This is a genomic window from Cohnella pontilimi (assembly GCF_005049045.1).
Lineage (GTDB): Bacteria > Bacillota > Bacilli > Paenibacillales > Paenibacillaceae > Cohnella > Cohnella pontilimi.
In genome coordinates this window covers 173,202-186,918 of record NZ_SUPK01000006.1, presented here as the reverse complement: position 1 = coordinate 186,918, position 13,717 = coordinate 173,202, and the positions used below count along the sequence as shown (strand labels likewise).

At 56.8% G+C, this 13,717-nt stretch carries 11 protein-coding genes; 7 read left to right on the top strand and 4 right to left on the bottom strand.

The genetic code is table 11. The features are described 5' to 3' along the window. Positions 1 to 9: 9 nt before the first annotated feature. From E5161_RS13495 to spoVB, 3 genes are all read right to left on the bottom strand, one after another. On the bottom strand, positions 10 to 855 hold the full coding sequence (locus tag E5161_RS13495; RefSeq protein ID WP_136778336.1) for a phosphatase PAP2 family protein: 846 nt from the start codon (positions 853 to 855) through the stop codon (positions 10 to 12). Between the two features lie 63 nt (positions 856 to 918). After that, on the bottom strand, positions 919 to 1,347 hold the full coding sequence (locus tag E5161_RS13490) for a TIGR04086 family membrane protein (protein WP_136778335.1): 429 nt from the start codon (positions 1,345 to 1,347) through the stop codon (positions 919 to 921). A gap of 83 nt (positions 1,348 to 1,430) precedes the next feature. Continuing rightward, positions 1,431 to 2,969 carry a stage V sporulation protein B gene (gene spoVB, locus E5161_RS13485; protein WP_136778522.1) on the bottom strand — a complete coding sequence of 513 codons (1,539 nt, stop codon included), beginning with the start codon at positions 2,967 to 2,969 and terminating at the stop codon, positions 1,431 to 1,433. Positions 2,970 to 3,186: 217 nt separating this feature from the next. Here spoVB and E5161_RS13480 point away from each other — a divergent pair, with 217 nt between their 5' ends. From E5161_RS13480 to E5161_RS13455, 6 genes are all read left to right on the top strand, one after another. Then, positions 3,187 to 3,480: a post-transcriptional regulator gene (locus tag E5161_RS13480; protein WP_246042234.1), complete on the top strand. Its 294-nt coding sequence runs from the start codon at positions 3,187 to 3,189 to the stop codon at positions 3,478 to 3,480. A 188-nt stretch (positions 3,481 to 3,668) separates the two neighbouring features. Then, a complete protein-coding gene (gene secD / locus E5161_RS13475) occupies positions 3,669 to 4,940 on the top strand; it encodes a protein translocase subunit SecD (RefSeq protein ID WP_136778334.1) in 1,272 nt (423 codons plus the stop codon). Then, complete coding sequence (gene secF, locus E5161_RS13470) at positions 4,930 to 5,844, top strand: protein translocase subunit SecF (protein WP_136778333.1); 915 nt, start codon at positions 4,930 to 4,932, stop codon at positions 5,842 to 5,844. The genes secD and secF overlap by 11 nt, the downstream gene beginning before the upstream one ends. Positions 5,845 to 5,918: 74 nt before the next feature. After that, positions 5,919 to 6,848: a cation diffusion facilitator family transporter gene (locus tag E5161_RS13465; protein WP_169306692.1), complete on the top strand. Its 930-nt coding sequence runs from the start codon at positions 5,919 to 5,921 to the stop codon at positions 6,846 to 6,848. Between the two features lie 84 nt (positions 6,849 to 6,932). Then, complete coding sequence (recJ, locus tag E5161_RS13460; RefSeq protein ID WP_136778331.1) at positions 6,933 to 9,341, top strand: single-stranded-DNA-specific exonuclease RecJ; 2,409 nt, start codon at positions 6,933 to 6,935, stop codon at positions 9,339 to 9,341. Between the two features lie 86 nt (positions 9,342 to 9,427). Further along, positions 9,428 to 9,940, top strand: coding sequence for an adenine phosphoribosyltransferase (locus E5161_RS13455; protein ID WP_136778330.1), 513 nt, complete (start codon positions 9,428 to 9,430; stop codon positions 9,938 to 9,940). 70 nt (positions 9,941 to 10,010) lie between these two features. Here the strand turns inward: E5161_RS13455 and uraA are convergent, their stop codons facing one another. Then, positions 10,011 to 11,306 (bottom strand): uracil permease, encoded by a 1,296-nt coding sequence (uraA, locus tag E5161_RS13450; protein WP_136778329.1) that lies wholly within the window; start codon positions 11,304 to 11,306, stop codon positions 10,011 to 10,013. 218 nt (positions 11,307 to 11,524) lie between these two features. Between uraA and E5161_RS13445 the strand changes: the two genes are divergently transcribed. Next, positions 11,525 to 13,717: a RelA/SpoT family protein gene (locus tag E5161_RS13445; RefSeq protein WP_136778520.1), complete on the top strand. Its 2,193-nt coding sequence runs from the start codon at positions 11,525 to 11,527 to the stop codon at positions 13,715 to 13,717.

Below are 13,717 nucleotides of genomic sequence, written 5' to 3'. Positions count from 1 at the left end.
TGGCCGATTTCAAATCCGGACATCCGCGATTTCGTTGTCCGACTTTGCGGGCGAAGCGTCGCGGTGCCGTTCGGCCCAGGCTCCGACTTTGAAGCCCACGGCCGCGCTGCCCCATGCCAGCACAAGCCCGGCGGCCATATCCGTGAACCAATGAATGCCCAAATAAAAAATCGAGAAAATGATGACGACGGCGTTCACCCAAGCGAATACCGCCCACCGGCGAATCCCGGAACGCGCGGCGATCAGCGCCATGGTGACGGAAATCGACGTATGCAGGCTAGGAAAACAATTGTTCAGCCCGGACAGTCCCCGGTAGTTCGTTTCGAATGTCGGGAAAGCCTCCAGCATCAAAAAATGAATGTGCGGGTTGGCGTACCACGCTTCATTGACCGGAACGAACCAATACATCGGAACGGCCACGATATAATTGACAAGCAAAGCCACGCAAAAAGCGTAAAACAATTTCATGTCTTTGCGGTAAGTGTAAATGCCGATCGAGGCGATCATTACCGACTGAAACACCACGATATAGAAAAACGCCGTTATATCCGTCACGAACCCCGAATGGAACAAGCGCTGGAGTTGAGCATGCCAGTTGCCCTCCCAGCCGGTCAACACGGAAGTGAGATCATACTGGACCCCATACTTCGATTCAAACCACAATTCGTTTTTGTTGACTTGCAAAATAGCGATCAAAGCTGCGAAAAACATCAAGGACTTGCGCGAGATCACGAGGGAGCGAACGAACCCATATGCCGCGCCCAGCGGCTGTCGTCCGGTCCCGAACCAGAGCAGCAGAACGGTGACGAAAACCGTGTAATATTGGACGGACGCGAATGACGGAAACAAAGCCATGAAACTCCCCCGTACTTTTGCCTGATATGAAGCACCGTCCTAGTATACCATACTTAGAGAACGTTAACGGCGGGGAATTCGTTTGCCGGTGCCGGAGATTCCTGCGGTTCCGGTATTCACGCCAAGCATGCCGCCGACCGCTCCGGCAGCGGCAGCCACAGCGAGCATGATGGGAACCCGCACCGTCCAAGCGGCATCGGTAGCGAGAAAACTCGTCAGCAAAATAAGTGCCGTATAGAGAATGCCGTTGAGCATGCCGAAGTACCAGCCTTTCCTGCCGGACCGTCGTGCCGATACAAATCCCCCGGCCAGGGAAGCCAGGCCGTGTATGCCGAACACCCAAGGCAGCAGCTCGCTCTCTCTCAGAGCGCTTCCGGTCAACATCAGCGACAGGAACAAGGCGCCGGCCGCAAGCCAAATGGCGGACCAGATTAAGCCGGAAAGCACGGGAGAGGATACGCGAAATCGCAGCATGCGGGAAATCGGGCTCAAAGCTCATCACTCCTTGAAGGATGGTTTGTACCATCTTATGGCGAAGGTCGAACGTCTAGTACATGCCGCTTCGGGCGGCACGATCAGCGAAACAACCGGCCTACCACGGGGATTCTGGCCGCATCGTGCCGGTCGATCAGCCTCATGGCGATGAGCAGCAGGATGTAAACCAGTACACCGGCCATTCCGGACGAAACCAGATTCAGGCTGTCCGCGGGCAGCCATCTGCGATTCCAGATCCACATGGCCACCGCGCTCATCACGATCATCGCGGCGGTAACTTTCACGAAATCCATCGGCAGCATCCGGAATCCCGTCAATCGGGCCGTACTGATCCAATGCAGCAGCGTTACGAGCACAATGTTGACCCCGATAGCAATAATCGCGCCGTAAATGCCGAGCTCCGGCCGGGTGGCCAGTTGCACGATCAGCGCAAGCTTGACGGCCGCACCGGCGAACGTGTTGAACAATGCCGTTCCGGGCCGGTTCAAAGCCTGAAGAGCGGCTTGCAGAGGTGCCTGCATGTAGAGAAAGATCGCGATCGGGGAGAGCCAGCGGAGCATGCCGGCCATAGAATCGTCACCGTAAAGCAGGAGGCAGATCGGCTCCGCCATGAGCGACATCAGCACGATGAACGGAGCACCCGTCACCACGGCCAGCCGCATCGACTGGTGAAGGCGCTTGTGAATGCCGGACCAGTCTCCAAGCGCTGCGGATTCGGACAACGAAGGAACGAGCGATACGGCGAGCGAATAAGTGAGTGCGCCGGGGAGAAGAAGGAGCGGAATCACCATCCCTTGAAGCGCGCCGTATTGGGCCGTGGCTTCCGCTGTGGCCAGACCGGCGGCGACGAGGCTTCTGGCGGTCAGGATCGATTCCAGCAAGTAGGACAAGGAGCCGATCAGCCGGCTCCCGGTGACGGGAATGGCAATGCCGAACAGCTTCCGGTACACTTTCCGGTCCGACGGTTCGAGCCGCGTTAGTGACTCCGATTCTCCCGACGAGACCGGTCCCTCCCGCTTCCGTTCGATCGACGCTTGCCGCCACAGCACAAGCAGTCCCGCCGCTTCGCCGGCCACCAACCCCAGCATGCCGCCGGCAGCTGCCGCCTCGATTCCGTAAGGTAGGAGCAGGGCAGCCAGCAGCAGTGTCAGCACGATGCGCACCATAGTCTCGGTGGTGGAAGAGAAGGCGGTTGGAATCATATTTTGTTTTCCTTGGAAGTACCCTCTCCACACCGAAGATACCGCTACAAGCGGCAGCGCCGGAATCATCGTCATAAACGCGGTGTGAACACGGCTGTCCGTCATGATGACGGTTGAAATCCAATCCGCCAAAACGATACAAATTCCCGCCGCCGCCATTCCCGCCGTAACCGCAACCGTCATGGCGCTGCGCACGATCCGCTTGACCGCCGCGGAATCGCCGCACGAGTCCGCTTCCGCCACCAACTTGGAGACCGCAAGCGGTACGCCGCCGGCGATGATCGTAAGCAGCACGATGAGGAAGGGATACACCAGCTGGATCAGGCCGACGCCTTCCGCCCCGATCATTCTGGGCAGCGCGATCCGCGGCACAAAGCCCAGCAGACGGTTGATCAGACCCGCCGCCAGCAAAATCATGGCGCCTTGGATGAACGACTGTTTGCGTGCAGACACAGAGCATCCCTCATTCCTACGGTTACTATAAAGGTATGCCGGGGTTGTCCGGGTTCATGACAGCGGCAAGTCCGCTTGTAAATTTGCTTGGAAGGAAGGATTTTGGCGGCAAGCGGAGAAATCAACAAGGTGGAAAATGGGACGGTGCCTTGCGCACGGAAGCACGGAAGGGGGATCGGCAATGAACGAACCGGGTGAAGACAGGGAATCCCTGATCGGCAGAGAAGAGATGACCGATGAGCAAATGAACCGGATGATCGAGGAGCTTTGCGACAGCAAGGCTGAGGAGTTCAGGCTGATCGGCTATGAGCGGGTCACGGGCGCGGATGTCTGGGAATGCGTCAGCGACAAATATCATAAAAAAGGCATGCCGCCGCTTTACGAGGTGGTCAATGACATTTTGTCGCTGAAGGTGACGCAGTTCATGAACTTTATTACGCTGAACATGTATCGCGGAGATATGAGGAAGGGCTGATAAGCGGACAAACGGGATTTCGCCGCCGGGGTGAAATTCCGTTTTTTTTTGGTGCTTAGAAATCAAGCGCTGGCTCGCTATTAAACCGCATAACCGCGCGCGTTTCTCCCATTTCCGTCAAATTGACTTCTTTTTGGACGGGTAGGTATAATAGAAATATTGCGAATTGAAAGGGGACTGCAGCACAGATGAAGCGATTGCTGGCTTTCTTGCTCGTCGTCATCGTGTCTTTCGGGGTCATCGCAGCGACGACTCCCGCATTGCTCGATAAGACGAAGCTCGGGCTCGATCTGAAAGGCGGCTTTGAAATATTGTACGAGGCGCAGCCTTTGACGCCAGGCGGCACGGTATCCAAGAAATTGCTGAATCAGACGGCGATAAGCTTGGAGCAGCGCGCCAATAAGAGTGGCGTAGGCGAACCGGAAGTGACGACGGAAGGTAAAAACCGCATCCGCGTCAAAATTGCCGGAGTCGCGGATCAAGAGAAACTGCGTGATTTGATGAAAAAACCGGCGGACCTTCAGTTCCGCAGCGCATATGGCTGCCCGGCAGACACGAAGGCCGATCACGGATATTGTAAAGTCGAGCTTGTCGGGTCAGATTTTGTGGAGAACGCGGCGAAAGTCATGTACGACCAGCTCAACCGTCCGATTATTGAAATTAAAGTGAAAGACAAAAAGAAATTCGCGGAAATCACGAAACGACTGTCCACCCCGATGCCGCAGCCGTTGGCCATCTATCTGGACGACGTGCTCATTTCCGATCCTGCCGTTCAGCAAGAACTTTCCGACGGCTCGGCAACCATCACCGGACAGCCGGACCGCCAATCCGCCGACAAATTGGCGGAAATCATCAATCTAGGCGCTCTTCCGCTCAAATTAACGGAAAAATACACGCAAAGCGTAGGAGCTACGCTGGGCAAGCAATCGCTGCATGAAACGTTGTTCGCAGGTGCGCTCGCTTCCGTTTTGATTTTGCTCTTTATGCTCGTGTTCTACCGGCTTCCCGGATTGGTAGCGACCATTTGCCTCATCGTATATGTGTGGGTGCTTCTGGGCGTCTTCTATTTCATGGGCGCGACCCTCACGCTGCCTGGCATTGCGGCGTTCATTCTCGGGATCGGGATCGCCGTCGACTCGAACATTATTATCGCCGAACGGATTAAAGACGAGCTTCGCAGCGGCAAAACGCTTCCTTCCTCGCTCCGCGCGGGCTCCAAAAACAGTTTCCGTACTGTCATCGACGCGCATATAACGAATGTTATTGCAGGCGTGGTTCTCTATTTCATGGGCCAAGGTATGGTGAAAGGCTTTGCCATCGTGCTCGTTTGGAGTATCGTCATTAACATTTTGACCAACGTGTTCTTGCCCCGTCTCCTTCTCCAGCTGCTCATTCAGAGCGGAAGGTTTACGAAGCTGGGATACTACGGCGTGAAGGAGAGTGAAATCCGTGCGCTCTGAGTACGACGAGAAAAAATTTAACTTTGTGAAAGCCAGCAAGCCGTTTTTCATCTTTTCCATCGCCATTACGCTGCTGGGCATTATATTCCTGTCGATTTTCGGGCTGAATTACGGGATCGATTTCCGCTCGGGGTCTTCGGTCGATATTTCCATCTCAAAACCGATCACCCAAGAACAGACCGAACAATTTTTGAGCGCCCATAACTTTGGCGAACATACGTTAACGACAGCGCCCAATCGCCTGTCGATTCGTTTCAAAGACGCGCTGAGCGACCAGCAGGAAAAACAGCTGAGAGCGGACTTCAACGAGCAGTTGGACGACAAAGCGTCCTTCGAGGTCAATATCGTGGATCCGGACATCGCCCGCGAGCAACAAAACAATGCGCTCATCGGCATGGCCGTCGCGAGTCTCGGGATCGTCGCGTATATTACGATCCGGTTCGAGTGGCGCTTCGCGATTGCGGCCGTCGTCTCACTGCTGCACGACGCGTTCATTGTCATCAGTTTGTTCTCAATTTTCCGTCTGCAAGTCAACCTGCCGTTTATCGTGGCGGTATTGACGATTATCGGTTACTCGACGAACGATACCGTCGTCATATTCGACCGGATCCGGGAAAACCTCCGGTTCGCCAAAGTGAAAACCGCTGCCGATTTGGCGATGCTCGTGAACCGCAGTATTTGGCAGACGCTGACACGCTCGATCAATACCGTGATCACCGTCGCTCTTGGCGCCCTGTGTCTGTTCATTTTCGGTAGCGAGTCGATCAAGCTGTTCTCGCTGGCGATGATTTTCGGATTAATCAGCGGGGCTTATTCTTCGATCTTCATCGCAAGTCCGTTGTGGCTCGTGCTGCGTCGTAACTCGAATGGGAAAAAAGCCGCGAAAGCTTCCAGCGCCGGCTGACGCAGAAGCGCCGAAATAGACGCAAGACCTAGTCGCTCTGCATGGGCTCGCAGGCTTGCCAAGGAGTGGCTCAAGTGAAAAGGGATCAACGCACCGCCATCGCGGAACGCGGCGCTCTGGTTTCCGTCTGGAGCCTGCTCGGATTGACTTTGTTCAAAGGAGCCGCCGGCTGGCTGACGGGCAGCAAAGCGCTGCTTGCGGACGCCTGCCACTCGGCAGCCGACTGCGCGGCTTCGTTTCAAACCTATAAGGGTTTGCACCATTTCAGGAAGAAACCGTCCGATGGCCGGGCCTCCGAATCGGCCGCCTCCATCTTCTTGTCCGCACTGCTGCTTGTAGCCGGGCTGGAAATGGGGATTTCCTCGATCCGCAGCCTGACTTCCGGCCCGGACCATGCTCCGGGCTGGGAAGCGGCGGCACTGATCGCCGCCGGAATGATCGTGCGTGAAATGCTGATTCGGCATAAGCGCAGGAGAGATTCGCTGCTGGGTCTGCGGGGAGAACGTACCGAAGAGCCGCGTACGGATATGTTGGCTTCCCTTACAGCGCTCATCGGCGCGTCGGCCACGGCATCCGGTGAAATGTTGGACTTGCCGATTCTGTACGTGATGGATCCGGCGGCCGGGCTCGTGATTTCGGCTTTCGTCCTGCGTAAAGGCTGCCGGCTGATCGCGCTGTCCCAGGCCCGTTCCGGGCGCTTGGAGCTGGGCGAAGCGGAAGCCCAGTTGTTGCTTGAAACTGTGCAAAGGATTGACGGCGTCATCGCGGTGGATGATTTGCATACGCGGGAGCACGGCCATTACATCGTGGTGAACGTCAACATCCGGGTGAACCCGCGAATCAGCGTGGCGGAAGGCCATGACATCGCGCAGCGCGTGCGGCGGCATTTAACCAAACGGTTTCTGCACGTGTCGGATGTGTCCGTCCAAGTACAGCCTTTCGATGCGGGTTATCCTTATAAATCCAACCATCAGGACCAGGAATGGTCATCGGTATTGCAGTAACGAGATCGTCCGTTCAAATCCGCCGCGCAACCGGCGGATTTCTTTCTTTCAGGCGTTCGATTCGTAAGGAGGTGTAATGACGGCATGATCCCCGCAAAATTTCGTTGGGAATGGAAGCTGACGGACGACAAGCTGGCTGCGGAATGGGCCGGCCGTCTGGGTATTCCGCTTTTGGTGGCGCGGGTGCTGTTGTCCCGAGGCTGGTCCGAGGAGGAAGCCGCACGATTTTTCAGGCCCGCGGACGAGGAAGCATTGGAAGATCCGCTGCTGATGAAAGGGATGCCGGAGGCGGCCGAGCGAATTCGGCGCGCGATAGCCGCCGGTGAGCGGATCCGGGTCTACGGTGACTATGATGCCGATGGCGTCACCTCGACCGCGTTGATGATCCGGTTGTTCTCCGTGCTCGGCGCGTCGTTCGATACATATATTCCTCATCGCAGCCTGGAAGGGTACGGGCTGAACTTGCTGGCGATCGACGCGGCCGCCGAAGCGGGCGTCTCGTTGATCGTGACGGTCGACAACGGGATCAGCGCCGTGGAACAAATTGCTTACGCTCGCAAGAAGGGGATCGACGTGGTGGTAACGGATCACCACGAGCCGCCTGCCGTGCTTCCGGAAGCTGTGGCGCTGGTTAATCCGAAGCAGCCCGGCTGTCCTTATCCGTTCAAGGGGTTGTGCGGAGCGGGCGTCGCTTTCAAGCTGGCGCATGTGCTGCTAGGCCGCCCTGCCACGGAATTTGCCGATTTGGCTGCAGTCGGCACTGTGGCCGATTTAATGCCGCTCATCGGAGAAAACCGGATAATTGTGCGTATGGGGCTGGACCGCATGCGCCGCGAGCCGTCCGCGGGCATACGGGCGCTGGCCAAGGCCAGCGGCACGGAGCCTAAGGATTTGACGAGCGGCCGGATCGGATTCGGGCTGGCACCGAGGCTGAACGCCGGCGGCCGTTTGGAACGGGCGGACGGCGCGGTCCGGCTGCTGACGACCGAGGACGAGAAAGAAGCAGTCATGCTGGCGGAGCAGCTGGACCGGCTCAACAGCGAACGACAGCGGCTCGTGGATGTGACCGTCGAAGAGGCGGAACGAATGTGGCAGGCGAAGAAGGCGGAGCATGGCGGCAACGGCCCGGAGGTCATCGTGCTGCATGCTGCCGGATGGAACGCCGGCATCGCCGGACTGGTGGCTTCCAAGCTGGTGGAACGCCATTACCGGCCGGCGGTCGTCCTCGCGCACGATCCCGAAACGGGCAAATGCAAAGGCTCCGCGCGCTCGATCGACGGCTTCGACTTGTATGCCGCGCTGACCGATTGCGCCCACTGCATGGAGCATTACGGGGGCCATCAAGCGGCCGCGGGCTTGACGATCGAAGTGGACCGGATTCCGGAGCTGGAGCGGCTGCTGCATGATATTGCCCGGGAACGGTTGACGAAGGAAGACCGGCTGCCGAAGAAAAGGGCGGATCTGTTATGCGAGCTGGCGCAGGTTACGCTGGAGTCGGCGGACGGATTGGCGGCGCTGGAGCCGTTCGGCAACGGGCATTCCACGCCGCGGTTTTTGCTGCAAGACGTGACGGTACGAGAGAGCCGAACAATGGGCAAAGAAGGCAAGCATTTGAAGGTGACGGTCGAGCGGGACGGCTGTTCGTTGGAAGCCATCGGTTTCGGCATGGGACACTTGGCGGAAAAGCTGCCGGCTGGAAGAAGCTTGGACTTGCTCGGCGAGCTGTCGGTGAACGAATGGAACGGCTCCCGGCGCGTACAATTTGTCGTGCAGGATCTGGCTTCCAGCGAAACGCTGTGGATCGACCGGCGAAAGTCCGCGGATCCGTGGAGCTTGCTGGAATCATGGGCAGCACGGGCGGAAGGGCGTTTCGTTGTATTGTGCGCTTCTTCGCATCTGGCGGAAGAGGTGTCCGGCCGGGGAGTACTTCGGGATGCGGAAGTGTATGCGTATACCGAACCCGCATCTGCCTCATCCTTGGCGGCTGCTGCAAAGGAAACGGTGATGGAGGATGTACATCCGGCGGCCGACAGCCGGCTGGTGCTGTTTGGGCTGCCGGATAACGAGGCGGATCAGCGGGTGCTTGCCGATTGGTTGAGCAAGGAGCCGGGATGGGGCAGCATTATGCTGATGGCCTCTCCCAGTCGGCAGCGGGAAAATCCGGTGTGGCTGCAGCGTCGTCATTTCGCGGAAGGGTACGCCCTGTTTCGGGAGCAAAAAACGTGGATTGACGGACCGGAAGGCTTTTTGCGCAAAGCGGCCGACCGGCTGGGGCTTCCGCTGGCCTCGATCCGGCTCATGCAGGACGTGTTCGAAGAACTCGGCTTCATACGCGCTTCCGGGGCGGAGCGGACATTGGTGTCCGAACCGCCGAAAAGAAATTTGGAGGAGTCGCAGCGATACCGGAAAATGGCAGGTCAGGCGGAGGCCGCGTCGTTCCCGGATTGGCCGCTCGAAAGGCTGAAAGCGTGGGCGGCCGCGAACAAAAGTTGATTCGGCTTTTCGCTGGTCAGCACATGGGAAAAAAGTGTATAATCGGTTCGGATAGTCGACAGATCTAAAGGAGCAGGATCAGCCAAATGAATTTTAAAGATTATATCCGGGTCATTCCCGATTTTCCCCAGCCCGGCATTGTATTCAAAGATATTACGACATTACTGAAGGACGGCCCGGCTTACAGGGCGGCGATCGACGCTTTGAAGGAGAAAGTTGCGGGTATGCAGATCGATGTGATCGCCGGACCGGAAGCCCGCGGTTTCGTCATCGGCGCACCGCTCGCGCTCGCGCTCGGCGTCGGCTTCGTTCCGATCCGCAAGAGCGGGAAGCTGCCGGGAGAAACGATCGAAGCAGCTTATGACCTCGAGTACGGCAAAGACCGTCTTGCCATGCATAAAGACGCCATTCAGCCCGGCCAGAAAGTGCTGATCGCGGACGATCTCCTCGCGACCGGAGGCACGATCGCCACGACCATGAATCTGGTCCGCCAACTGGGCGGCGAGATCGTGGGAGCGGCGTTCCTCATCGAGCTGAGTTATTTGAACGGACGAGACAAATTAGACGGCCTGAACGTCGTGTCGCTCATGAACTACTAATCTTCAAAGAAAAAAACCGCAGTCTTTCCGGAACATCCCGGAGAGATCGCGGTTTTTTTTCATTAACGGTTTAAACGGCCGGTTCTTCGTCCTTGTCGTTGGCCCAGCCCAGCACCTCGAACAGCTTGAACAGAAGGCTGAGCAGAATCGCCACAACGGTGGCCAGTGCCATGCCGGACAAGGAGAAATCTCCAAGAGTCACTCTCACGCCGGACAGCCCGGTCACCAGCACGATGGTCGTTAGCAGCAGATTCGACGCTTTGCCGTAATTCACCTTGGCTTCTACGAGCATTCTCAGACCGGAAGCTGCGATGACCCCGAACAGCATTAGCGATACGCCGCCCATAACCGGCAGGGGGATGTTTTGGATCAGTGCCGAAAATTTGCCCAGGAACGAGAGCAGAATCGCAAATACCGCTGCTCCTCCGATGACGAACGTCGAGTATACCCGGGTAATCGCGAGCACTCCGATGTTTTCACCGTAGGTGGTATTCGGTGTGGAACCTACAAAACCGGACAGCAGGGTCGAAAGTCCGTTGCCCAGCATAGAGCGGTGTAAGCCCGGATCCTTGGACAAATCTTTGCCGACGATGTTGCCGGTCACGATGAGGTGACCGATGTGCTCGGCGATGACGACCAGTGAAGCGACAATGATGGTCGTAATGGCGGACCATTCGAACACGGGTGAGGTAAAGGTCGGCAAGACGAAAAAATGCTCTTTCTGCAGCGCATCGAAATTGGACATCCCCATCAGCCAAGCAAGAACGTAACCGGACACAATGCCGATCAAGATCGGAATGATCTTAAAGAAGCCGCGAAACAGGACAGAACCGAGGATGGTGATGGCGAGCGTGGCTGCCGATAATAGGATGGTGTTGGCATCCGGCTTCCAATCCGGTGCACCATTCGAGATCCAGCCCGCCATCCCGGCCGCGGTCGGAATGAGTTCCAGACCGATGACGGAGACGATGGCACCCATGGCTGCCGGAGGAAATACGACGTGCAGCCACTTTGTGCCCGCGAACCGGACAATGAGTGCGACAACGGTGAACACGACCCCGGATGCGATGAAGCCCCCCAGCGCCGCAGCATAACCGGCCGCATGATCGGTATAGGATTGGATTACCGCTTGCGCCGGCGCGATAAAGGCAAAGCTGGAGCCCAGATAAGCCGGAATTTTGCCTTTGGCGATGAACAGATACAGCAGCGTGCCGATCCCGTTCATGAGCAGGCAAATCGCCGGATCCACGCCAAGCAGCGTCGGGACAAGCACCGTCGCCCCGAACATCGCGAACAAATGCTGCAGGCTTAAGAAGATGCTTTGGCCTAAAGGCGGCCGCTCATTGACGCCGATTTCTTTTCTCACAGAAGAGCCTCCCAAAAAAGTGCTTGATAAAAGTCTTTCCCATATTACATCTTTTGACAAAGATAGGCTAGTACATTCGCACCTAAAATACACCCGCAGTCCCACGTGTTGGAAGCCGATCGTCGATGGTTGACGTTTCCCGCCGCCAAGAGGCATAATGGAAAGAATACCTCTAGGCAATGATCCGGTTGGAGGAGCCGGTAGAAAGGATACGGGCAATGGGCATCGAGCAGCTTCTCGAAAAAGCTTCTTCCTATATGAAAGAGCAGGATTTGAAGCGGATCCGGGACGCATACGAATTCGCGGAGGAAGCGCACCGCGGACAGACGAGAAAATCAGGCGAACCTTATATATTGCACCCGGTGGCGGTTGCTGAAATCATGGCGAACATGCAGATGGATGTCGTTACGATTGAGGCGGCCTTATTGCACGATGTCGTGGAAGATACGAACGTCACGCTTGAGGACCTTGCGGCCCGTTTCGGCGAAACGCTGGCTGGGCTTGTCGACGGGCTGACGAAGCTGGAACGTATCCAGTTTCAATCCAAGGAAGAGCAGCAGAACGAAAATTACCGCAAAATGTTCGTGGCGATGGCCAACGATATCCGCGTTATTTTGATCAAGCTGGCCGACCGCCTTCATAATATGCGTACACTCAAGTTCCAATCGGAAGAGAGCCAGCGGCGCATCGCGCACGAAACGCTCGAAATCTACTGTCCGATTGCGCACCGGCTCGGGATCAGCACGATCAAATGGGAGATGGAAGACATCGCCCTCCGCTATTTGAACCCCCAGCAATATTATAGAATCGCGCACCTGATGAAAATGAAACGGGCCGAACGGGAAATGTACATCGGCGAGCTGATCGACAAAATTCGCGAAAAGCTCGACGAGATGGGCATTCAAGGGGACATCAGCGGCCGGCCGAAACATATTTACAGCGTCTATAAAAAAATGACGTCGAAAGGCAAACAGTTTAACGAGATTTACGATTTGCTCGCCATTCGGATTCTCGTGGACAACGTGAAAGACTGCTACGCTACGCTCGGCATCATCCACACATTGTGGAAGCCGATGCCCGGGCGTTTCAAAGACTATATCGCAATGCCCAAAGCGAATATGTATCAATCGCTGCATACGACCATCGTCGGACCGACCGGCGAACCGACCGAAGTGCAAATCCGCACTTGGGAGATGCACCGGACGAGCGAGTACGGGATCGCGGCTCACTGGGCTTACAAGGACGGCAAAGAGCAGGGCGTCATACCGGGCACGTTCGGCGATAAAATGAACTGGTTCCGCGAAATCATCGAGCTGCAGCACGATACGCGCGACGCCGCGGAGTTCATGGAATCGGTGAAAATGGACTTTTTTACGGATCTCGTCTTCGTGTTCACGCCGAAAGGCGAAGTGTTCGAATTGCCGGCGGGCTCCGTTCCGCTGGATTTCGCTTATCGCGTGCATACGGAAGTCGGGAACCGGACGATCGGCGCCAAGGTGAACGGTCGGATCGTTCCGCTCGACCATAAGCTCAGAACGGGCGATATCGTCGAAATATTGACGTCCAAGCATTCTTACGGTCCGAGCCAGGACTGGCTCAAGATCGCCCAATCGTCTCATGCGCGCGCCAAAATCCGGCAGTGGTTCAAAAAGGAAAAGCGCGAAGAGAATGTCGATAAAGGCCGCGATATGCTGGAACGCGAACTGCGGCGAATTGGGCAGGAGCCTTCGGAATGGATGACCGACGATAAGCTGCTCGAAGTGGCGAAGAAGTTCACGTTTAACGACGTGGAGGACATGATGTCCGCCATCGGCTTCGGCGGCATCACCGCGGCGCAGATTTGCACCCGGCTCACCGAGAAGCTCCGCAAGGAAGCGGAGGAATCGCAGCAAATCCAGCTCACCTCCGCTGTGACGGAGCTGAAGCCGACGGCCGGGGCGGCCACCCGCAAGCGGCCGACACACGGCGTCAGCGTCAAGGGTGTCGACAACATGCTCGTCCGGTTCGCCAGGTGCTGCAATCCGGTGCCCGGAGATGACATTATCGGCTATATTACCCGGGGCCGCGGCGTTTCCGTCCATCGGACGGATTGCTCCAACCTGCCGACCGACACGGAGGGCGAGGAAGCCGCACGCGTAATCGAAGTCGAATGGGAAAGCGCTGTGGACGCCAATTACAGTGTGGAGATCGAAATTCTCGGACACGACCGGCGGGGCCTGCTGAATGAAGTGCTCCAGGCGGTGGCGGAGACGAAGACGAACATTTCCGCTGTGTCCGGACGAACGGACAAAAACAAAATGTCCATCATTCATATGACCATTCTCATCCGCAACAAGGACCATTTGCAGTCGGTCGTCGAGAAAATTAAGCGGATCCGGGACATTTTCTCGGTACAGCGGATGATGCAATAG